We start from the raw sequence: 20699 nt of genomic DNA on the forward strand, positions 1-20699 counted from the left end.
TCTGTCGACTCGCCTTTCTTTGGCGCCGCCTTCGGCACCACGGCTGGATCAGGAGCCGCCCCAGACAGCCCAAGCGGCAGCCGCGCCGTTGATCAGCAGCAGTCCCATAAGTAAGACGCTTGCGCGGCGTAGATTTTCAGCGAGACAGGCATAAAAAAAGCCGGCTGCCCAGATTGCCGGGAAGAAGATCAGCGGGAAGACCAGATGGTCGATCCCGGCCCGGCCTTCCGGAAACCACAGCGGCATCGCGGCCATGACCACAAAGGCCACCGCCAGGGCGACCGGCCCGGCCAGGATCCAGCGGAGGACGCCCGGTCGATTTCCAAGCCCTACCAACGCCATTCGCAAATCCTCCATTGGTGTCAGATATCATGCACACTAGAACGAGACCCGCAGCCCCACGCCGACTTCGCGCGGCGTGCCGACGAAACCACCGCGGCCAAGAGCACCCCCCTCAAACTGTTCTATCACGTAGAACTCGTCAAAAGCATTGTTGACGAAGGCATAGGCCTCAAAGTTCTCGTAGGCGTAACTAACCTGGAGGTCGACGACGGTATAGTCGCCGGCCAGAAATTCCCGGTCATTGTCCACACCGCTGAAGTACTCACCGACGTAGCGCAACCGACCACCAATCGTAAGGTTGTCAATCACTTCATAGTCGGCACCAAGCGACACATTGACGTTGGGCGCAAGCGAGAACTGATTGCCTTCGAGGTTGGGGTCGGCAGAGGCGGAGAAATCCGTGATCTCGGTATTCAGCAGACCAAGACCGCCGACGATGCGGAGGCTATCGGTCACCTGGAAATCGGCGCTGAGTTCGAGGCCATAGCTGACGGCTTCATCTGCGTTTGCGGCCTCAGTGACAGCGATCCCTACAGGCGTGAAGCCGACGAGTGTGAAGAGCTGGAAGTCACTGAAGAGCGAATAGAAGGCGTTGGCATTGAGAGACAGGCGATCATCGAGCAGAAAAGCACGCGTGAAGACTTCGAAGTTCCAGACGGTCTCCTCGTCGAAAGTATCCTGCGAACCGTCCAGGAACGAAACCGTCGTGCCGCCGGGATTGAATCCGCGCACAGCTTGAACCCCGACTCGCAGATCTTCTGTCACATCGTAGCCGATGGCGACCTTCGGCAGGAAAGCCTCGAAAGTCTCGTCGAAGTCGACTGTGAAAGGTCCGAGAAACCCATCGCGATCCTGCCTGTCGCGCTGATAGCGCAGACCTACAGTCACGTCCAGCCGGTCCGTCACGGCGTAAGTAAGCTCGCCGAACAGCCCCAGGCTAGTCTGCGCGTCGTCAAACTCCCCCTCTCCAAGAAAGGCGGACAGGTCGATGGATTCGTCCGACGTGGTGTGCTGATAATAGACTCCGAACAACCCGTTAAGGTCGAGGTCTGCGATGCCCCAACTCACGGTCGTTTCATTGACTGTGTCAATCGCATCGATGTCCGCTGTTCCCGAGCCTTCGACGGCTGAGCGTTCAATATGGTAGTCAGTCAAGGACAGGCGGTTGCTGATTTCCAGATTGTCGGACAAGCCGTAACTTATATCGTGGATACCGTTGTTGGTCGTCGTGCGGTACGAAGCAGGATCGACGAACCGTGAATCGAGATTCTCAAAAGGTACCCTGACCTGCTCTCCCTGGGGCCCTTCGGTTTCGGTGCGGCTGACTGTGAGTTTAGTGGACAGTTCCGGTAACCGGGCCGGCTCCCATAGTAGCTTTCCGCGTGCGACGATATTTTCAAATTCGTTGGGATTGAAATCAAAGTCTCCCGATCGCCGAAAATCGACGAAAGAGTCCCGCGTCTGGACGTCGAAAGTGATGCGAGCCGCAAGCTCGTCTGCGACGATCGGGCCGGACACGGCGCCGGAGACCCTGCGCCGATCATCCGTGCCGATCTCGGCTTGTGCTTTCACTTCCGGAACAAAGGTCGGGTCGGCGGTTACCACGTAGGTCGCGCCGGCGATCGAATTCACACCCTGCGCGGTCGTCTGGGGCCCCCGGAAAACCTCCACACGCTCCACGTCATAGACAGACGTCGCACCGAAGATGTACTCGTTGTAGCTGACTGGACGCCCGTCAACGGTCGTTGTCACGCGAGGGCGCGCGCCACCGAGGAATCCGTCAGCCCCCTCGAGAATACCTGTTGAGTCGATGCCGCGAATCGCCGGTCCCTTGTTCGAGTTGCCCGCTGGTATGACATTCGGAATGACGTCGAGGATATCCTCGACGTTGTTGAAGGCCGGCGTCCGTTCGATCTCCTTGCCCGTCACCACCGCGACGGAGCTGGGCGTGTCGAAGACCGTGCGTTCGATCCGTTCACCGGTGACGATCAGCGGATCAAGGCGGACCGGCCCGCTTTCCTCCTCGACCACCGCGCGCTCCAGGGTCACGGTCGCGGCATCGACGAAGCGCCAGGTCAGGTCCGTGCCGGCGAGGAGTTGGCGCAACGCCGCCTCCGCCATGAAACTGCCGACGACGGCCGGGGCCTGCCTGCCGGCAGTCGCCGCTGATTCTACGGTCACCTGCAGGCCCGCCTGGCGGCCAAAGGCAAGCAGGGCGGTCGGCAGCGGCTGACCGGGAATGTCGAAGCGGATGAGCGGTGCGGCCTGGGACGGTGAAGACTGAGCGACGATCAACGACGGCTGCAGGTCCGATCGTCCGGCCTCAATGGCCCTTGCCGGCGTCTGCGGTCCACTCTCCTGCGCGAAGGCCGGCAGAGTCGCCGCCACCAAACCAATCGCCAGCGTCAGCGGGCGCAGCAATGCGGCGCCCCCGCCGCACGCCGCCGCGCGCGCCAATCCCCTCTGTTCCATCCATTCCCCCAGCGGCCTGCAAGCTGCGAATGCCATTCATTCGCATTTCTCTAACCATGACGAGGGGGCCGAGATTTTTTTTCACGGGAGCGGTTTTTGTCGCCGGTGATCGCCCGGCGCGCTACCGCAGGACGCGCAAAAGGGGCGTGATTTCATGAACTTGCCCCCCCGTCGGCTGAACCAGTGCACGCAAGGCGCCGTCCGGGTTGCTGAGGTCGTAGAGGCCGTTGATCCGCCGGGCGGCCAAGCGATCATCGGCAATGACGATCCAACCGGCGTGATAGCGGCTCAGGGTCTCCACAACCTCCGCGACGCTGGCATCGACGACCAGGAGCGTTCCCTGACGCCAGGCCGCCACGTCGCCCGGCGGCCTGTGCCCCAGCTCAGCAGTCTGCGTCGCGCGATCGAAACGGAGGGTCCGGCCGAGGCCCAGGGGCTCGTCAACCGGCGGCCCGGCGCCTTGCATTGTCACGCCGACCGTACCGCTCGCCACTTCCACGGAAATCGATTCGCCCGACAGTTCGACGCCGAAGGTGGTGCCGATCACCCGGGCTTCCAGCTCTCCGGCGGCCACGACGAAAGGGCGGCCGGCGTCCGTCACCACATCGAAAAAAGCATCGCCGGCCAGCAGCGCAACGGTCCGCCGGTCGGTGGTGAAGCGTAGGTCGATCGCGCTCTCGGGCGCGAGATGCACGACGCTGCCGTCTTCCAGCGTGATCGCGCGGACTTCGGCCGTCGCCGTGACATGATCAGCCTGCAGACGCAAGAGGAAGGAGGGTACGAAGACCAGTGCCAGACACGCGGCCGCGGCTGCGGCAATGGCGGCGACGGCCCACCTGCGCCGCCTTCCCCTGGGGGATTTTCCACCACTGGGGGATTTTCCACTGCGCGCCGCCGCTGGTCGCGGCGCCGGTCCCGGTGCTGGTTTCTCAGCGGCCTCTTGGATCGGCACAGCTCCCGATTCCCAGACGCCGGCGGTCGCCGGAGGCACCTCTCCCATCATCTGCCAAGCCTTGCGCGCCTGCTCCCAGGCACGGCGATGGTCAGGAGCGGCTGCAACCCAGGCCTCGACCTCACGCCGGAGGTCGGGGTCGTCGGGCGCCTCCCGCAGGCGCAGGAGCCAGTCCATCGCCTCTTCCAAGCGGGGGGCGGAAGGCTCTCGGTCGGTCATCTCCTGCCTCATGGTTTCCGGCTCATGGTATTCCTGGTTAGCGACCGCCGATTCTCTCACATCCTTAAGACGAAACGCCCCGGCGTTTCTTTCACTCCTCCGGCCCGTCCCCGAACTGCAGGGCGATCTTGACCAGAGCGCCCCGAACCAGGCGGTGCGCCGTCGGAACGGAGGTGTTCAGCCGCGCCGCGATCTCGCTGAGGGTGTAGCCGTCGAAGCGGTGCATCTCAACGGCCAGCCGCGCTTCGGGCGAGAGCTCTGCGAGCGCCGCTGCAATGCGGTCCAGATCTCGGCGATACAGCATTTCCTGCTCCGGCGTTCTGGGCAGGTCTGGCAGCATCCACCAGGCCGGTTCCTCGGTCTGGCGGCGCTCCTCGCGCGTGCGCTGCCGGATCCAGTCGATCGCCAGATTGCGCACGATCCGATAGAGATAGGCGGCCGGGCGCTCGACCGGGGGCCTGTCCTTGGCGGCGGCGAAGCGCAGGAAGGCCTCCTGCACCAGTTCCTCAGCCTGCGCGCGGCTGCCGACGATGCCGCTGGCATAGTCGATCAGCGCGGCGCGGTGCGTCGCGAAAAGGCCCAGTGCCGTGCTGTGCTGGCCCAGCGTCAAGTCTCCCGCGCTGATCGCCGCGCGCCGGGCAGAGCGCAGCCGACATCGTGCGAGCAATCAGGTCCAGTTGAGAACCACTCGCATGTGCTTTTAGAGATTCCACGGGCATCGCGCAACGTGTCTCCACCCAGGCAGCGCCTAGGCGGCAGGTTCCGGTGACTGGATTCCGGGGTGCGGAGGCATGCCCCTCCGCGACCCAAAGGCCGGAAGGAACGCGAAGCTAGAAGCTCAGACTGAGCCCAAGACCGACCGTTCGTTCCTCGCTGAGCGTCGCTTCCTGTCCGGCATTCTGCTTGTAAACCACATAGTCGTCATCAAGCAGATTACTGACGAAGCCGTAGACGGCGACGCCGTCGAGCACTTCATAGCGCGCGGAGAGATCGAGAACGGTGAAGCCGCTGACCTCATTCTCCACGGTGTTGTCATCGTCGCTGAAATAGGCACTGCTGTGACGAATCTGGGCCGAGACGGTCCAGCCATCGACCGGGCGAAAGTCGGCGCCGATAAAGGCCGTGACATCCGGTGCGTAAGAGAATTCGAGTTCCTCTGACACACCCGGTGCTGTCAACTGGTCGAATTCCGTGTCCAGAAGACCGAGACTGCCAAAGACCGTCAACCACTCCGTCGCTTCGAAGTCGGCGGAGACTTCGAGGCCTTTGGTTGTCGCATCGGCGTTGCCGATAACGAACTGTGGATCGCCGGTCGGCGTGAACCCATCGACGACCGCATTCTGAAATCCGTCGAAATCGGAGAAGAAAAGGTTGACGGCGAGGTTCAGCCGGTCGTCCAGAAGCCTGCTCCGCGCGTAGAGCTCGTAGTTCCAGACCGTCTCCTCGTCGAAGCGAACCGTCTCGAAGGTATTGAAGTTCAGTGTGATGCCGCCTGGATTGAAACCACGGGCCACGGTAAAGCCGACGCGGGTGTTGTCGGTGAGCGCATAGGAAATATCTGCCTTCGGCAGGATGGCATCGAAGGTCTCGTCAAAGTCGACGTCAAGGAATCCGGCCTGCCCATTGCGCTCCTGACTGTCGCGCTGATAGCGCAGGCCGCCGGTCACCTCGAGGCGATCCGTCACGCTGTAGGTCAGTTCCGCAAAAACCCCGAGGCTCGTCTGCTCGTCCTCGATGGCCGCTCCCGGCCCGAACACCACTGGAAACTCGTCCTGATCCTTCCGCGAAACGTAGAGGCCTGTGAGGCCGGAGAGCCGCGTATCCGCCAAATCGAAGCGCAGCAGCGTTTCGTTGGTGAGCTGGTTACCGTCCAGGCTTGTCGTGAAGAACCCCGGGGCCGGCTGGTCCGGTCTGCGGATTTTGGTTTCGAAATCGGCGTAGGTCAGACGATTGCTGATCTCGAGCCCACTGCCGAAGTCGTAGCTCAGATCGAAATTGCCGGAAATGGTCTCGACGTCCGTGCGGGGACCGATCGTGAAATCCCGCGCAATTCGGTCTTCGAACGGCGGAACCACCAACTCGTTGGAGGGTCTGCGCACATCGGTGTAAGAGGCGGTCAGTTGCGTGCTGAGACCCGGCAGCGCCTCCGGCTCAAACAGCAGCTTTCCGCGGAAGACCATCTGTTCGATCCGCTCGGGATCGTCGAAGATATCGTCGGACGCGATGCTCTCGCCGAAGTCCAGGTCGACCTCGTCGCGGATCGCATCGGCGGTCAGACGAAAGGCGAGTTGGTCCTCGACGATCGGGCCGGACGCAAAACCCGCAAGGCGCCGCCCGCCACCATTGTCCACCTCGGCACGGAAGCCGTATTCGGGCTCGAAGGTCGGGTCTTTGGTCTGCACGAAGATGGCGCCGGCGATCGAATTGACGCCCTGGGTCGTCGTCTGCGGACCGCTGTAGACCTCGACCTGGTCGATGTCATAGATCGACGTGCCGCCTTGCGCGTACTCTTCAAACGTGAGCGGGCGGCCGTCAACGACGGTGGTGGCGCGCGGTCGGGCGCCCCGCCGACGGCCTGGGTGGCACCCCGGAGCGGTCCGGTACTGTTGACGCCCCGGATCACCACGCCCTGATCCGGAAGTCCGGTGTTCGTGATGTTCGGGGTCCGCACCAACAGGTCGTCGACCTCGCGCGCGCTTGGCAGGCTCTCGGTCCGCTCCTCGGTGAAAACCGTCAGTGAACTGGAAGTCTCGAAGGGCGTCCTGATAACACGCTGGCCCTCGACCCGGATCGGATCGAGCCGAATCGGCCCTCTCTCCTCTTGAAGGACGGCGCGCTCCAGGGTCACGGTCGCGGCATCGACGAAACGCCCGGTCAGGCCCGTCCCGGCCAGCAGTTGCTGCAAGGCAGCCTCGACCGTTCGGCTGCCGCTGACGCCTTGCGTGCGCAGGGCCTGAACGAGGTTGCCATCGGTCGAAACCTGAAGGCCAGCCTGCTCGCCGAAGAGCGGCAGCGCCGTCGCCAGCGGTTGTGCCGGGATGTCGAAGCTGTACTGCTGTCCGGCCTGGGCCAGCAGCGCGCCCTGATCGGCCGCCACGGCCGGCGCGATGGCGGACGCCGCAAAGGCGAGCAGGCCCAGTGCCGCAGCAACACACGACGCAGCGCTTCGCGCGGGTCCACCTGCGTGCCCTTCCCCGTTTAAAACAATCCCCATGAGCCTGCCGGTCCCCCCCTTGCTTGCCCTGCGACACGGAGGGGACGGCACTTGCGAATGCAACGCGCTCGCAATCCCCTCGCTATGGAGACGACGACGCAGCGTCCGCGTTCAAAAAAGTGCCGGCCGGTCCGGACGGCGGCCAGCTAGCGGCGGGAAACCACGAGAATCCAGGGCGAGACCTCGCGCAGGGTCGCACCCTGCGTGCGGGCCATGGCGCGGAGAGCCGCCCTGGGGTCCGAAAGCGTATAGATTCCGGTGAGAGGTTGGCGGGCGAGATCCGCGTCCGCAATGACGATCCAACCGTCGAAGTAGCGATCGAGCACCGCGGCCAGTTCGGCGAAGGACTGGTTCTGCGCCACCAGTTTCCCTCTGCGCCAGGCCGCGATCAGGGAAGGGTCGGTCCGGCCTGCCGTCGCGCCGCCGTCCGGCGCCATTCTGAGCACATCGCCCGCCGACAGCCTGCTGGCCCGGGTGGTCAAATCCTGCACCGCGGCCAGAGCGCGCACCCGGACCGCCCCCTCCTCAACAGCGATCGTCGCGCCGGTCTCGCTGAGACTGACACCGAAACGGGTGCCCAGGACGGCGGTTTCGGCAGCACCGGCCCGCACGCGGAAAGGGCGGTCCCTGTCGGCGGCCACCTCGAAAAAGGCTTCACCGCGCAGCAGTTCGATCCGCCGGGCCGACGGCTCGAAGGTCAACGCGACGGCGCTTTCTGGCGCCAGGCGGATACGGCTGCCGTCCTGCAGGTCGACGACCTTGATCTCGCCGGTGGCGCTGCTGTGGTCGGCCCGCAGGAACAGAAGTATCTCCGGCATCAGAACGAGGGCCAGACAGGCCGCCAGGGCCACTCCCGCCACGGCGGGTAGCCGCCGTCGGATCCAGGATCTTCGGCGGCCTTCCGGCTCCCGGACATGCCTGCCTGCCTGCACCGCCCGGATAGCGGCCTGCCTTTGCGGGCCGTCCGGCGCGCGTGCGCCGGCGGGACGCACCCAGTCCTCCGCATGGGCCGGCACGGTCATGGACATCAGCCGCCAAACCTGCAGCGTCTCGTCCCAGTCGCGCCGGTTGTCTTCGCTGGCCGACAACCAGGCATCGTGCCCGCGGCGCAGCGCCTCGTCATCCGGCGCGTCGTTCATGGCGACGATCCACTCGCTGGCGGTCTGCGGCATCTGTTTCGTCGTCATCACCCGATCCGTCCGACAGGGCGCGTTGCTTCGCACAGCGATCGCGGCCCTTCAACTTTGGCGCGCAACGCAGCAGCCTCTACCCTATGCCACGAACAAGGCTTCCGGATCTTCAAAAAAACCACGAGGGTGGAGGAGCCTTGCAAAAACACTACGACCTCCGCGCCAGTCTTTGCTTGCAGTGGTCGAGCGCATCGACCACCAGGGCATGGGCGGTACCGACCGACACCCCGAGGTGGGCGGCGATGTCGACGATGCGGTAGCCGCCGAAGCGGTGCATTTCCAGCGCGAGGCGCGATCTGTCCGGCAGTTCCGCCAAGGCTTCCTGAAGGACTCTAAGCTGGTCGCGCGCGATGGCTTGGGCTTCGGGGCCGGGACGGTCCTCCGCGATGTCACCGGCTGTCGCTGCGCCCCCCGGCATCGCATGGCCCCGCTCACGGCTCAGGCGTCGCCGGACATCAATCGCCAGATTGCGGACGATGTGAAACAGATAGGAGAGCGGTTCGTCCAGCGGCTCGTCCGAACTGCGCGTCCGCTCCGCCCTTTGCAATCTCAAGTAAGCATCCTGAACAACATCTTCGGCCAAGCTTCTTTCGCCCACGATGCTGCTGGCATAGTTTACCAAGGCAGCACGATGGCTGGTGAAGACCGCAAGGGCCGTGCTGTCGGGTTGCCGCGTCACGTCTCCCCCTCCGACCGATGCCGCAACGATCGCAGGGTGGAAAGCACCGGGCATCGCAGGAACCGACGGATCTAGTTAAGAACCGTTCGCATTTAGTTTTAGGGACCTCCCTGCCTCACTGCAATATGCCTTGTCCAAAACCGAAGTAGATGCATGCAGAACGCCGGATAACGTGAACCTGCGGGCTAAAGTCGTTGATGCTGGTCAAGTGACAAGGCGGGCTCTTACCCCTCCTTGGTTCATGTTTGATTTGATTGGATGATTTTGGCTGAAATTGGTTGCGGGGGCTCGCAACCAACGGAAATTGCGTTGCTGTTTGGAACCATGACAGCACCGATTAAGTGCGGCTGCGGAGCCACCGATCTCGTTGATCACGAGGTGCGCGTGGCCGTGTTATGCCAAGTCGCCGATGACCGTGGCCCGTAAATGCAGCGTCTCCGCACTGCCCGCCTCATCCAGTCGACTGTCCGGAGGCGCCGTTCCTGGGGCCGTCGGATCGATCACATCCTGACGGGCCGAAAAATCAATCAACAGAAAGTCATCGTTCTCGATATCGGCCGCGGCAATAACAATCGGGGGCTCACCAGCGAAGCCGTCCTGCGGCACGGAGATCGACGGCCGCTGCATCTCGGCAGATGTTCCTTTCGACCAAGGTGCAGTTCTGCTCTGGTCGAAACCCTCGTTTTCCCGGTTCATCGATTGGCTCCACTCTTCCATTAAGTACCGCCCTGCACCGGCCACGGATCTCACGGCCGCCGCGCAATGCGCGCGGGGGAAAACCGCCGCCGGCCGACGGCCCGAAAGGCAATTGCGTGCCGGAACAACTTTCCTTCGACTCTATGAAGAGTCGAGAAAGCTAAATGAGACAACTTTAGGTTTATGTGCGAGTCTGCTGTCCGCAAACACGGGGCGATATGAACATAGGGAGGTATGCTGTCCCGCAACCCCGCAGATCGAGTCACTGGGCTGATGGTTTCCTCGAGCCGCGCAACTGATGGCCGCTTTCGGAAGCTACCGAGGGCGCAGAAGCCCGGTCGCCATGGCAGGCAAGGCTTGGTCCAGACAGGCCAGAACCTTATCGTCGGTGAAAATCCAACTTCGTTGAGGGCCGATAGGATCGACGCCGCAACGCGAAGTTCTTGTCACGCGGCGAAAAACATCTCTACCTTGAACCGGTAAACCAAAGTCATCTCTGTAATCTTCTCGAAAGCCTTTCAATCGTATGCAGCGCAAGACCAGTGACCCCATAGAAAAGCTCGTCTTCGTGACCACAGAGGACGGTCTCGAGCTTGAGGGTTTGCTGATCACACCCCAGTCGGCTGGCAGGACGGGCCCTTTGATAATCTGGGTCCATGGCATGCACAGGCGCTTCAGCCAGCGCGAGTTCGTCGAAATCGGCCGACAGTTGGCGCGCCTCGGCCGCCCCTTCCTAACGGTCAACACGCGCGGACACGACCTGGGTGCCTGGTTCCGCACACCGACAGGCTTCGTTCTTGGCGGCACGGCTTGGGAGCAATTCATCGACAGCCCCTTTGACATCGCGGCCTGGACGGAACTGGCCCGGAAAGAGGGTTACAAAAACTACATCCTGGTCGGCGCCGGTTACGGCGCGCCAAAGGTGGTTTTCTATCAGGTCCAACGGCAGGACAGACAGTTGGTCGGCTGTGTTTTCGCCTCCTCGGGCACGATCGTGCGAGACAAGATCACCGATCTGGCGCCCGCCGAAACCACTGCTCTGGCCAAGAGTATGATCGCCGAGGGCCGGGGTCAGGAACTCATGGCCATGGGTGCGGTAAGCGACTCATTCGGCAGCACCGTGAGCGCCCAGGTCTATGCGGACCGGGCACACATCCACCGAGAATTCTATGGCGAAGGCAGTGACAGGCCGCCAGCGCTGGCCCAGATCCGCCAAGCCATCTTTGTCCTCTATGGCAGCAAGGCGGAGCGACGCGATCGACCGCTGCCTGCCTTCATCGAAACCATCCGGCGTACCGCCGTCCAGTCGCCGAGTGTGCAGGCAAAGATCATCGACGGCGCCACCAACACATTCCTGGGCTACGAGGCCGTCGTGGCGCGCGAGATCTCAGGCTGGATCGACCAAGCCTTGACCCTGCAGGCGAGCGCCTGATCCCACTCCGGTTCGCAAAGATTTATCACTGATTGAAAAATTCCAGAGGCTCCTGCATTCTGGTAGCGGATAAACCGTTGCAAACCAATTTGGATCAGCATGGCAGAGCTCAAGCGTGGCCGGACCAAGACCCGAACGAATATGGAGGTCACCCGGACCCTGGACAGGGGATTGCGTATCCTGGAGGTCATCGCCGACGAAGCCTCCCTATCGCTTTCAGAGATTTCCAGGCGCCTGGATCTGACGCCGGCGACGACATCGCGGTTATTGGAAACCCTACGCAGCCGGGATTACGTTCATCAGGACGAGCAAACCGGCCTCTATGACATCGGCCCGCGGGCTTTCCAGGTGGGGTCGGCCTTCACCCAACGCCTCAGGCTGCACCAGGTCGCCGAACCAGTTCTCATCCGTCTCGCGGAAACCCTGGGAGACACGGTGTCGTTGGCGGTTCGCGAGAAGAACGAGGTCATCTTCGTCGATCAGCGCGAAGGCCGCGGGATGATTCGTATGGCTTCACGCCTCGGCGTCCGGGCTCCCCTGCATTGTACGGCGGCTGGCAAGGTGATGACGGCCTGGCTTTGGGAGTCCGCCTTACAGGAAGCATTTGGCGAGGAGCCATTTCAGTCCTTCACCCCGCGGACGATTACCGCGCGCTCAGCTCTTTTGGCTGACCTGGACCGTGTTCGCAGGATAGGCTATGCGCTGGATCTGGAAGAGTATGAACAACAGATCTGTTGCCTGGCAGCGCCTGTCCGCGGCCGGGACGGCCATGTGGTCGGTGCGGTTTCCGGTTCCCGCGTTGCCTCGCGCTTCCCGTTGGGCGACCCATCATCAATCGCAGAGACGATTGTGGCCGCTGCAGAGGATCTGTCCCGCCGACTGGGCTGGGCCGCGAGCGCTCAAGCCCCGGTCCGCCGCCTGGCCGACAACGACCAGCACACCGTCGAAATCTTCGACGACTAAGCCCACCCGCCAGATACGTTCGGGGCCGATTCACGCCGGCCTCGCTGCCTTTTCTTATATTTTTCATTAGATGAAAAAGATTTTTGCTCATTGACAAATTGTAAAGCCAATCCCACAGTGAAAGGCATAAGGCAAGAGCAGTGGACAGCTGCCGGCTGGAACCAAAGGGAGGAACAATCGCGATGTACGAAATGTCGCTGCGCAAACGCGCCCTTCGGACAACGATCGCCGCTTTTGCGGGTCTCACCGTCGCGGCGGCCGCTACTGTTGGACTGGCAGACACTTATGCCGAGGCACCGCAACTGAGCAAAAGGGTCGCGGCAGGGGAACTGCCGCCAGTAGTGGAACGCCTGCCGAAGAACCCGCGTATTCTTGAGCCTTTAGACAGTGTCGGTGTTTATGGCGGCGTTTGGCGTACAGGGTCGAAGCCCAGTGCGCCGACGTGGAATCTTCGCACGGTCGGCTATGACCACATGTTTCATTGGTCGGCGGACTGGACCGGCGTCGTGCCCAACATCGCCGCGTCTTTCGACGTCAGCGCAGATGCCAGGGTCTACACAATTACGCTGCGCGAAGGCATGAGGTGGTCGGACGGCGATCCTTTTGATACCGACGACATCCTTTTCGCCTACGAACAGGTTTTCAGCCACCCCGATCTGGCCGAATTTCCCGGCTATCTGCGCAGCGGTAAGGAGAACCCGGCCGTCATCGAGAAAGTGGATACGCAAACCTTTACGGTCAGCTTCGAAAAACCGAATGCGAGCTTTCTGGAAGGTATGGCTCAGGTCACCACGCAGATTGGCGGCGATGCTCTGACCAAGTACCCCGCACACTACATGCGCCAGTTTCACCCGGCCTTCAATAAAGACGATCTCGACGCCCTTGTGGAGGAGGCCGGCACCAGTTCTTGGGCGGACCTGTTCAGCCTGAAGGCGGATACCTGGCTCAACCCAGAAAAACCGACTTTGAATGCATGGGTCGTCCGGGTGCCTTATGGAAGCGGCAATCAGGTAGTGGCCGAACGGAACCCTTACTACTGGAAAGTGGATACACAGAGTCAGCAATTGCCTTACATCGACCGGGTTGTTTTTGAGATCGTCCAGGACCCCGAGGTGTTGCTACTGAAAGCCTTGGCCGGCGAGATCGACATGATCGCGACGATGATCAACACGGTGGCCAACAAGGCGGTCCTCTTCGACGGCCGTGAAAAGGGTGACTTCGACTTCTTCGAGCTGATTCCCTCCGACTCCAATCTCGCAACTTATTCCTTCAATCAGGTGCACAAGGATCCGGTGCTAAGAGAGGTCTTGGCAAACAAGGATTTCCGGGCGGGTCTCAGTCATGCCATTAACCGCCAGGAAATCATCGATCTGGTCTTCATCGGTCAGGGTACGCCGATGCAAACCGGCGTGCTGCCAAGCTACGAGCCGCTCTATAACGAGCAGCTCGCCAAGCAGTTCCTTGACTACGACGTCGACAAGGCAAACGCCCTGCTTGACAAGGCCGGTTTCGCGCAGCGCGATGACGACGGCTGGCGGCTCGGTCCCGACGGCCAGCCCATCGAATTCGCCATCCTGACCCGCGCGGACAAAAAGTTCATGGCCGATTCAAGCCTGATGGTGGTCGAGCACTGGAAGAAGGTCGGCATCAACGCAAGGGTCGATATAGTCGAGCGCTCTCTCGTGCGGTCGCGTAAGAACGCCAACGAGCACGACGTCATCATCGAGGACTTTCCCGGTGGCGCTCGCGATGCCTTTCTGCGGCCTACGCCCTGGGTACCGATGCATCACAACGCCGCCTATGGCATTCCCTGGTACGACTGGCATCGTGGCCGCGAGGGCGGGACGGAACCACCGGCCCATGTGAAACGCCAGTTGGAGCTTTGGGATCAGGTGAACGCGCTTGCCGAACCGGCCGAACGCGAGGCGGCGATGCGGGAAATCCTGCAGATCGCCGCAGACAGCTTTTACACCATCGGCATCGTTGTACCGAAAGCCGACTATGGCATCGTGTCGAACCGGATGAAGAACGTACCGAAGCAAATGCACGGATCCTATTGGTTCGCACCGCCGGGCCCCACTGACCCACCGACCTACTATTTCGTCGATGGAAAGAACGGCTGACACGTGATGAAGACATGGAAAGGCGGCCCGCTTCGGGATAGGGCCGCCTTTTCCCGTGTTCTGGGCAGATGATGGACTGGACATTCAACAGGGATAGCCCACGGCAATGCTCTCCAACTACGTGATCAGGCGTTTGGTTTTCATGATCCCGACGTTGCTGGCGATCTCGATCGTGTCATTCGGAATCGTTCAGCTTCCGCCCGGCGATTTTCTCGATACCTACATCTCGACCCTGGAAGCCGACGGCGGCGACATCAGCGGTATCGAGATCGAAAACCTGAAAAAGCGCTATCGCCTCGACGAACCCGTCGTGGTGCAGTATTGGCAGTGGATCACCGGCATCGTTTTCGCTGGTGATTTCGGTTGGTCATTTCAGTACCAGCGTCCGGTTTCCGAGGTGCTTTGGGATCGGGTCGGGCTGACCTTCGCCATCTCCCTGGCCTCGCTGGTCTTCGTTTACGTCGTCGCCTTTCCCATCGGCGTCTACTCCGCCGTGAAAAAGTACTCGATCGGCGATTACGCCTTCACCTTTCTGGGGTTCCTGGGTCTGGCGATACCGAACTTCCTGCTGGCCTTGATCCTGATGTATGGCAACCTGACTCTCTTTGGCCAAAGCGTCGGCGGGCTGTTCTCGCCGGAATTCGCTGAGGCGCCCTGGAGCTGGGCGAGATTCTGGGATCTGATCGCTCATATCTGGATACCGGTCATCATCATCGGCACCGCCAGCACGGCTGGACTGATCCGGATCATGCGCGCCAACCTGGCCGACGAACTGAACAAACCCTATGTCGAGACCGCGCGCGCCAAGGGCGTCTCAGAGGGCCGGCTACTGATGCGCTATCCGGTCAGGCTGGCACTCAATCCCTTTGTAAGCCAGGTTGGCTGGGAACTGCCCTCGCTGGTTTCCGGAGCCGCGATTACATCCATCGTCTTGAACCTTCCCACAACCGGCCCCGTCCTGCTGATCGCTCTGAAGTCACAGGATATGTACCTGGCTGGCAGCTTCATTATGATTCTGAGCATTCTGACGGTGATCGGCACCCTGGTTTCCGACCTTCTGCTGGCGTGGCTGGACCCACGCATCCGCTACAAGTGAGGCGGCACCATGACCGTTTCTGACAACGCAGACAGGCTTCCCCCGGGCGGACCGGGCGACGGCAGCGTTCCGGTGACCGCGGCGCAGGGGGCCGACTATGCCAGCCAGTGGCAGCTCATGTGGTGGCGCTTCAAACGTCACCGCCTCGCCGTGATCAGCGCCCTGGTGGTGCTGGGCATTTATTTTGTGGCCATCTTCGCCGAGTTTCTGGCGCCTTTGCCGCCGAACCAAACAAGCACAAGGCACACCTATGCACCGCCCCAGGCGGTCGGTTTCCTTGTTCCCGATGAAAACGGCGGCACCCGGTTTCAGCCCCATGTCACCGGCTACAAAGTCGAAATCGACCCCATCGCCATTCGCCGCACCTTCGTTCCCGACGATACCAAGGTCATCCCGATCGGCTTCTTTGTGGCCAGTGATCCCTACCTGCTTCTGGGATTCATCCCTCTGCAGACCAAATTCATCGGTCCGGTCAACAAGGACGATCCATTTTACCTGCTCGGCGCCGACCGGCTGGGACGCGACATGCTGAGCCGGATCGTCCATGGGGCCCGGGTTTCCATGTCCATCGGTCTCGTCGGGGTTTTCGTCAGCCTCTTCGTCGGCGTACTGCTGGGTGGGATATCCGGCTACTACGGCGGCTTTGTCGACGACGCCATCCAAAGAACCATCGAGTTCTTGAAAGCGATTCCGACGATCCCGCTGTGGATGGGCCTAGCCGCGGCGATCCCACAGAACTGGTCGCCACTCATGGTCTACTTTCTGATCACCGTGCTGATTTCGCTGATCGGCTGGACCTCCCTGGCAAGGGAGGTGCGCGGACGCTTCCTCTCGATGAAAACCGAGGATTTCGTCGCAGCAGCGAAGCTCGACGGTGCAGGCGAGGTAAGAATTATCCTGCGCCACATGGCCCCCTCGTTCCTGAGCCATATCATCGCCACCCTGACGCTGGCTATCCCGACCATGATCCTGGCCGAAACCGCTTTGAGTTTCCTCGGCATCGGCCTGCGTCCGCCTGTGGTCAGCTGGGGCGTTCTGCTCCAGGAAGCGCAGAATGTGCGGGCAGTGGCCACGGCGCCCTGGCTGTTGCTGCCCGGCCTCTCCGTGGTGGTTGCGGTCCTGTCTTTGAACTTCCTGGGCGATGGCATGCGCGATGCCGCCGACCCCTACGCGGACTAGCGCTATGGACCGATCATTGAGCGAGGCCGAGAGCGCGGTTTCAGTGCTGTCCCAGAAAGCGGAGCCCACTGGCGACGTGGTTCTCGAGGTCAGAAACCTTTCCACAGAGTTCAGCCTTCGCACCGGCGCCTTAAAGGCGGTGGACGATATCAGCTTTACCTTGCGGCGCGGCGAGACCCTCTGCATCGTCGGTGAAAGCGGCTCCGGCAAGAGCGTGACGGCGCGCTCGATCCTGCGGATCGTACAGAGCCCTGGACGGGTTACGGCCGGCGAGATACTGCTGCATGGCGTAGACGGCGATCCGGCAAGAGCCGTCGATATGGCAAGGCTGGATTCGCGCGGCCGTGAAGTTCGCAGTATCCGGGGTAAGGAGATCTCCATGATCTTCCAGGAACCCATGAGCTCGCTGTCTCCGGTTCACAAGATCGGTTTTCAGATCGACGAGGCGCTAAAGCTTCATACCGATCTGGACAAGAAAGACCGCCGCGCCCGAACCATCGCACTGCTGCGCCGCGTTGAGATTCCTGACCCCGAGACGACGGTGGACCGCTACCCTTTCGAGTATTCCGGGGGCATGCGCCAGCGCGCCATGATTGCCATGGCTTTGGCCTGCAACCCCTCGGTGCTCATTGCCGACGAACCGACAACGGCCCTGGACGTCACCACCCAGGCCGAAATTCTCGATCTCATCAAGGAACTGCAGACCGACTTCGGCATGGCGGTCATCTTCATCACCCACGATATGGGGGTGGTTGCGGAAATTGCCGACACTGTCTGCGTGATGCGGCATGGCGCCATGGTCGAAAGCGGCCCGGTGGAAGCGCTCTTCAAGAATCCCCAGCATCCCTATTCCCGGATGCTGATCGGTTCCGCACTGCGGTTGGAAAGACCTGCCGAACAGCGGCTATCGCGACCTCGAATCGACGAGCGCAGGCCACCGATCTTGCGGGTGGAAAACCTTGAAAAGGACTTTGCCGCCCATAAGGGCTTCTTCAGGCGCACTCAATCCGTGGTGCGCGCCGTCGCCGATGTCAGCCTGCAACTACGCGAAGGTGAGAACCTTGGGATCGTGGGGGAGAGCGGGTCCGGCAAGACCACGCTCGGCCGCTGCCTCCTGCGCATGATCGAACCGACCGCCGGATCGGTATTCTATCGCCGGCCCGACGGCTCGGAGATCGACATCAGCCGCGCCGACAGGACTGAGCTGCGCCAGATCTATCGCGAGATCAGGATGATTTTCCAGGACCCCTTCGGCTCCCTCAACCCTCGCATGACCATCGAACAAATCGTCGGCGAGCCGCTGCTGATGATGGGCTGGAAGCCTAAAGCCATTCGCGAGCGGGTTGTCGAACTGATGGAGCGGGTCGACCTGAAGGCGGCCTTTCTGGAGCGCTACCCCCATGCATTTTCCGGCGGCCAGCGGCAGCGTATCTCTATTGCGCGCGCGCTAGCGTCCTCGCCCAGGGTGATCGTCGCTGACGAGGCGACGTCGGCCCTGGATGTCAGCCTGCGCGCTCAGGTTCTCGACCTGCTGCTATCGCTTCAGGCGCAGATGAACCTGAGTTTTCTTTTCATCAGCCACGACATCAGCGTGATCCGCTATTTCTGCGACCGGGTTGCGGTGATGTACCGGGGAGAGATCGTCGAGATCGGCGACGCGCTCGCGGTCTGTGACACCCCCCAACATGCTTATACCAAGGCGCTTCTGTCGGCCGTCCCACGACCGGACCCAACGCAGCGCAGGATTCATGAACGACACCGTTACGTGGCCAACGGATGAAGTCCAAGAGAGGATGGAGGTGACAACCATGACGCATGCCGCAGACGCCTGGAACTGGTCTCAACAACCCGAGAGCGACGACGCCACCCTGATCCTGGTCGGCGATACCAACATCCAGGGCCGCGACGACCCGGCGTCTGCGTTCAAGCATGTCAGCGCGACGCTGAAAGCTGCCGATCTTCTCTACGGCCAGTTGGAGGGCCCGCTCAGTCCCCCCTCGGAAGATCCGCAAAACCCGGATATCGCCCATAAACTGCTATGGCGCCACAGCGAGCCGAGAATGGTTGAGGGATACAAGGCCGCTGGCTTCAAGGCCTTCGCCTGCGCCAGCAATGTCTGCTATCCGCCCAGCGCCGCCCTTGCCAGCAATGCCACGCTGGATCTTGCCGGGATCGCGCATTGCGGTGCCGGCATCAACCTGGAAGAGGCACGCAGACCGGCGGTTCTGGAGGCAAATGGAATCCGTTTCGGATTCCTCAGCTACACCTCGGTCTTTTGGCATGTCAATCATGCGGCGACGGCGGACACCGCCGGCTGCGCAACCATCAAAATCCACACCGGCTATCAGCCGGGACGGCGGGCCTTGGAGATGCCCGGCACGCCGCCGCTCATCCTGACCGTTCCCGACCGCGAAGAGCTTGCGGCGATGGAAAACGACATCCGGCAGCTCAAAGAGCAGGTCGATCTGGTCGCGATGTCCTGCCACTGGGGAATATCCGGCAGCCCCGACATCGCCGACTACCAGCAAACCGTCGGGCGCGCAGCCGTCGATGCCGGCGCGGACATCGTTTTCGGCCATCATCCCCACGTCGTTCAGGGTACGGAGCTCTACAAGGGTAGGCCGATCTTCTACAGCCTGGGCAACTTCGCCTTCGACTGGGCCCGCATGCTGGGCCGCAATCTCGACGGGATCATGGTCCGGCTCATCGTTTCGAAACAGGGGGTCAAGGATGTCTCTGTCGTCCCGGTACGGCGCGATCAGGACAACCTGGTCGCCGTCCTCGATCCCTCGACACCACAGGGCGATGCAATCGTTGAACAGCTGGCGAAACGCTCACTGCCATTCGGTACCGCCATCGAAAAACGGGGTTCAGATCTGGCCTTGACTCGTGATTCCTCCGCCAAGGCAGCCTGACCGAAAACCAATTCCAGGAGCCGCAATGAAAATCAAGTCTGTCACGCCGGTCTTCGCCGACCGCTTTCTCTACGCCGTGATCGAGACCGAGGACGGCCTGACCGGATACGGCGAGTGCGGTGCCTGGGGCCAGTTGGAGCCGGCCGCAACCGCGGTTGAGAAATGCGGCGACTACCTCGTCGGCAAAGACGCGGGCGCCATCGAACACCATTGGAACGTGCTCACACGGTGGTCGTATTTCCGGGGGGCGGCGCTCTACGGCGCCGTGTCGGCGATCGATGTGGCGCTCTGGGACATCAAGGGCAAGGCCTTCGGGGTTCCGGTCCATGTCCTGCTCGGCGGGCCGACGCGCCGCAGCGCGCGCGTTTATGCACACGTCAAAGCCAAAAGTCGTGAGGAGATGATAGCCCGCTGCCTGGAGCTGAAGGATCTCGGTTTCACGGCGATCGGTCACCTTAATCCGTTTCTCGACGAGGATCGCTCGATCCCCTACGACCGCACCCACGCCCGCAAGATCGATGAGGCCGTGGCGGTGGTTCGCGATCTGCGCGAAGCCCTGGGCCCGGAGGTCGACCTCTGCATTGAAATCCACCGCCGCCTGACCCCGGCGGAAGCCATTGTATTCGGCAACGAGATCGCCCCTTATCGGCCAATGTTCTATGAAGACCCCATGGCCCCCACAGCCCCGGACTCAATGGCGCGCATCGCCGAAAAGGTTACGGTGCCTATCGCTACCGGGGAGCGCCTGTTCTCGCCCTACGAGTTCCAAACCCACATCGCCCGCAAGGCCCTGGCCTACGCGCGGATTTCGGTCTGCCTTTGCGGCGGCATCACCGGGGCGCGCAAGATTGCGGCTCTGGCCGAAGCGCAGGATATCCAGGTGATCCCCCACAATCCGTTATCGCCGATCTCGCTGGCCGCCTGCCTGCAGCTCGACGCGGCGATCCCCAACTTTGCCATCCAGGAGTACCCCACCGTGGGATTGGACTTCTCGGACCCGGCCGCGGCCGACCGCCCGGATCACCAGCTGCACGGCTTGAAACTGGTCGACGCGGTTCCGCCGGTGCAAGATGGTTTCATCAACATCCCGTCGCGTCCGGGAATCGGCATGAACCTCGTCGACGACATAGAGAAGGTGGCACCGAAGGTCGCGCGGCGGGTTTCCATGCGGGCCCACCGAGACGGCTTTGTCGTCGACCAGTGAAGAGGCGGCAGAACAGGGTTCCC

The 20699-nt window shown here is 62.0% G+C and carries 16 protein-coding genes and 1 pseudogene; 8 read left to right on the top strand and 9 right to left on the bottom strand.

The genetic code is table 11. The annotated features are described in order from the left end of the window. Positions 1–48: 48 nt before the first annotated feature. The 9 genes and pseudogenes from ACP146_RS14185 to ACP146_RS14225 all read right to left on the bottom strand — a co-directional run bounded on the left by ACP146_RS14185 (position 49) and on the right by ACP146_RS14225 (position 9764). Entirely contained in the window at positions 49–342 is a 294-nt protein-coding gene (locus tag ACP146_RS14185) for a hypothetical protein (protein WP_422367403.1), read from the bottom strand. A 36-nt stretch (positions 343–378) separates the two neighbouring features. Next, positions 379–2850 carry a TonB-dependent receptor domain-containing protein gene (locus ACP146_RS14190; protein WP_422367404.1) on the bottom strand — a complete coding sequence of 824 codons (2472 nt, stop codon included), beginning with the start codon at positions 2848–2850 and terminating at the stop codon, positions 379–381. An 85-nt stretch (positions 2851–2935) separates the two neighbouring features. After that, positions 2936–3985, bottom strand: coding sequence for a FecR family protein (locus tag ACP146_RS14195; protein WP_422367405.1), 1050 nt, complete (start codon positions 3983–3985; stop codon positions 2936–2938). A gap of 91 nt (positions 3986–4076) precedes the next feature. Beyond that, a complete protein-coding gene (locus ACP146_RS14200) occupies positions 4077–4595 on the bottom strand; it encodes an RNA polymerase sigma factor (RefSeq protein ID WP_422367406.1) in 519 nt (172 codons plus the stop codon). A 220-nt stretch (positions 4596–4815) separates the two neighbouring features. Beyond that, a complete protein-coding gene (locus tag ACP146_RS14205; RefSeq protein WP_422367407.1) occupies positions 4816–6387 on the bottom strand; it encodes a TonB-dependent receptor in 1572 nt (523 codons plus the stop codon). 491 nt (positions 6388–6878) lie between these two features. Continuing rightward, positions 6879–7199 (bottom strand): annotated as a pseudogene (locus tag ACP146_RS14210) (TonB-dependent siderophore receptor); the annotation flags it as partial. A 146-nt stretch (positions 7200–7345) separates the two neighbouring features. After that, positions 7346–8386, bottom strand: coding sequence for a FecR family protein (locus ACP146_RS14215; protein ID WP_422367408.1), 1041 nt, complete (start codon positions 8384–8386; stop codon positions 7346–7348). A gap of 151 nt (positions 8387–8537) precedes the next feature. Continuing rightward, positions 8538–9068: a sigma-70 family RNA polymerase sigma factor gene (locus tag ACP146_RS14220; RefSeq protein ID WP_422367409.1), complete on the bottom strand. Its 531-nt coding sequence runs from the start codon at positions 9066–9068 to the stop codon at positions 8538–8540. Positions 9069–9461: 393 nt separating this feature from the next. Continuing rightward, positions 9462–9764, bottom strand: coding sequence for a hypothetical protein (locus ACP146_RS14225; protein WP_422367410.1), 303 nt, complete (start codon positions 9762–9764; stop codon positions 9462–9464). A gap of 526 nt (positions 9765–10290) precedes the next feature. On the opposite strand from ACP146_RS14225, the gene ACP146_RS14230 reads away from it, so the two are divergent. The 8 genes from ACP146_RS14230 to ACP146_RS14265 all read left to right on the top strand — a co-directional run bounded on the left by ACP146_RS14230 (position 10291) and on the right by ACP146_RS14265 (position 20676). After that, entirely contained in the window at positions 10291–11196 is a 906-nt protein-coding gene (locus ACP146_RS14230) for an alpha/beta hydrolase (protein WP_422367411.1), read from the top strand. A 99-nt stretch (positions 11197–11295) separates the two neighbouring features. Beyond that, positions 11296–12159 carry an IclR family transcriptional regulator gene (locus tag ACP146_RS14235; protein WP_422367412.1) on the top strand — a complete coding sequence of 288 codons (864 nt, stop codon included), beginning with the start codon at positions 11296–11298 and terminating at the stop codon, positions 12157–12159. A gap of 182 nt (positions 12160–12341) precedes the next feature. Beyond that, on the top strand, positions 12342–14282 hold the full coding sequence (locus ACP146_RS14240; protein WP_422367413.1) for an ABC transporter substrate-binding protein: 1941 nt from the start codon (positions 12342–12344) through the stop codon (positions 14280–14282). Between the two features lie 106 nt (positions 14283–14388). Beyond that, a complete protein-coding gene (locus ACP146_RS14245) occupies positions 14389–15378 on the top strand; it encodes an ABC transporter permease (protein ID WP_422367414.1) in 990 nt (329 codons plus the stop codon). Positions 15379–15387: 9 nt separating this feature from the next. Beyond that, positions 15388–16557, top strand: a complete 1170-nt coding sequence (locus tag ACP146_RS14250; RefSeq protein WP_422367415.1) for an ABC transporter permease — start codon at positions 15388–15390, stop codon at positions 16555–16557. 4 nt (positions 16558–16561) lie between these two features. Then, positions 16562–18337, top strand: a complete 1776-nt coding sequence (locus ACP146_RS14255) for an ABC transporter ATP-binding protein (RefSeq protein WP_422367416.1) — start codon at positions 16562–16564, stop codon at positions 18335–18337. Positions 18338–18365: 28 nt separating this feature from the next. Beyond that, positions 18366–19472, top strand: coding sequence for a CapA family protein (locus tag ACP146_RS14260; protein WP_422367417.1), 1107 nt, complete (start codon positions 18366–18368; stop codon positions 19470–19472). A 25-nt stretch (positions 19473–19497) separates the two neighbouring features. Continuing rightward, positions 19498–20676 (top strand): mandelate racemase/muconate lactonizing enzyme family protein, encoded by a 1179-nt coding sequence (locus ACP146_RS14265; protein WP_422367418.1) that lies wholly within the window; start codon positions 19498–19500, stop codon positions 20674–20676. Positions 20677–20699: the final 23 nt, after the last annotated feature.

Source organism: Pelagibius sp., from assembly GCF_965249265.1.
Classification (GTDB): Bacteria; Pseudomonadota; Alphaproteobacteria; order Kiloniellales; family Kiloniellaceae; genus Pelagibius.

What these genes read in the sequence shown, in the direction of transcription:
- ACP146_RS14195 (WP_422367405.1), bottom strand. Translation starts at nt 3,985, where the DNA reads ATGACCGACCGAGAGCCTTCCGCCCCCCGCTTGGAAGAGGCGATGGAC.
- ACP146_RS14230 (WP_422367411.1), top strand. Translation starts at nt 10,291, where the DNA reads ATGCAGCGCAAGACCAGTGACCCCATAGAAAAGCTCGTCTTCGTGACC.
- ACP146_RS14255 (WP_422367416.1), top strand. Translation starts at nt 16,562, where the DNA reads ATGGACCGATCATTGAGCGAGGCCGAGAGCGCGGTTTCAGTGCTGTCC.
- ACP146_RS14185 (WP_422367403.1), bottom strand. Translation starts at nt 342, where the DNA reads ATGGCGTTGGTAGGGCTTGGAAATCGACCGGGCGTCCTCCGCTGGATC.
- ACP146_RS14215 (WP_422367408.1), bottom strand. Translation starts at nt 8,386, where the DNA reads ATGACGACGAAACAGATGCCGCAGACCGCCAGCGAGTGGATCGTCGCC.
- ACP146_RS14235 (WP_422367412.1), top strand. Translation starts at nt 11,296, where the DNA reads ATGGCAGAGCTCAAGCGTGGCCGGACCAAGACCCGAACGAATATGGAG.
- ACP146_RS14245 (WP_422367414.1), top strand. Translation starts at nt 14,389, where the DNA reads ATGCTCTCCAACTACGTGATCAGGCGTTTGGTTTTCATGATCCCGACG.
- ACP146_RS14190 (WP_422367404.1), bottom strand. Translation starts at nt 2,850, where the DNA reads ATGGCATTCGCAGCTTGCAGGCCGCTGGGGGAATGGATGGAACAGAGG.
- ACP146_RS14260 (WP_422367417.1), top strand. Translation starts at nt 18,366, where the DNA reads ATGACGCATGCCGCAGACGCCTGGAACTGGTCTCAACAACCCGAGAGC.
- ACP146_RS14250 (WP_422367415.1), top strand. Translation starts at nt 15,388, where the DNA reads ATGACCGTTTCTGACAACGCAGACAGGCTTCCCCCGGGCGGACCGGGC.
- ACP146_RS14225 (WP_422367410.1), bottom strand. Translation starts at nt 9,764, where the DNA reads ATGAACCGGGAAAACGAGGGTTTCGACCAGAGCAGAACTGCACCTTGG.
- ACP146_RS14265 (WP_422367418.1), top strand. Translation starts at nt 19,498, where the DNA reads ATGAAAATCAAGTCTGTCACGCCGGTCTTCGCCGACCGCTTTCTCTAC.
- ACP146_RS14240 (WP_422367413.1), top strand. Translation starts at nt 12,342, where the DNA reads ATGTACGAAATGTCGCTGCGCAAACGCGCCCTTCGGACAACGATCGCC.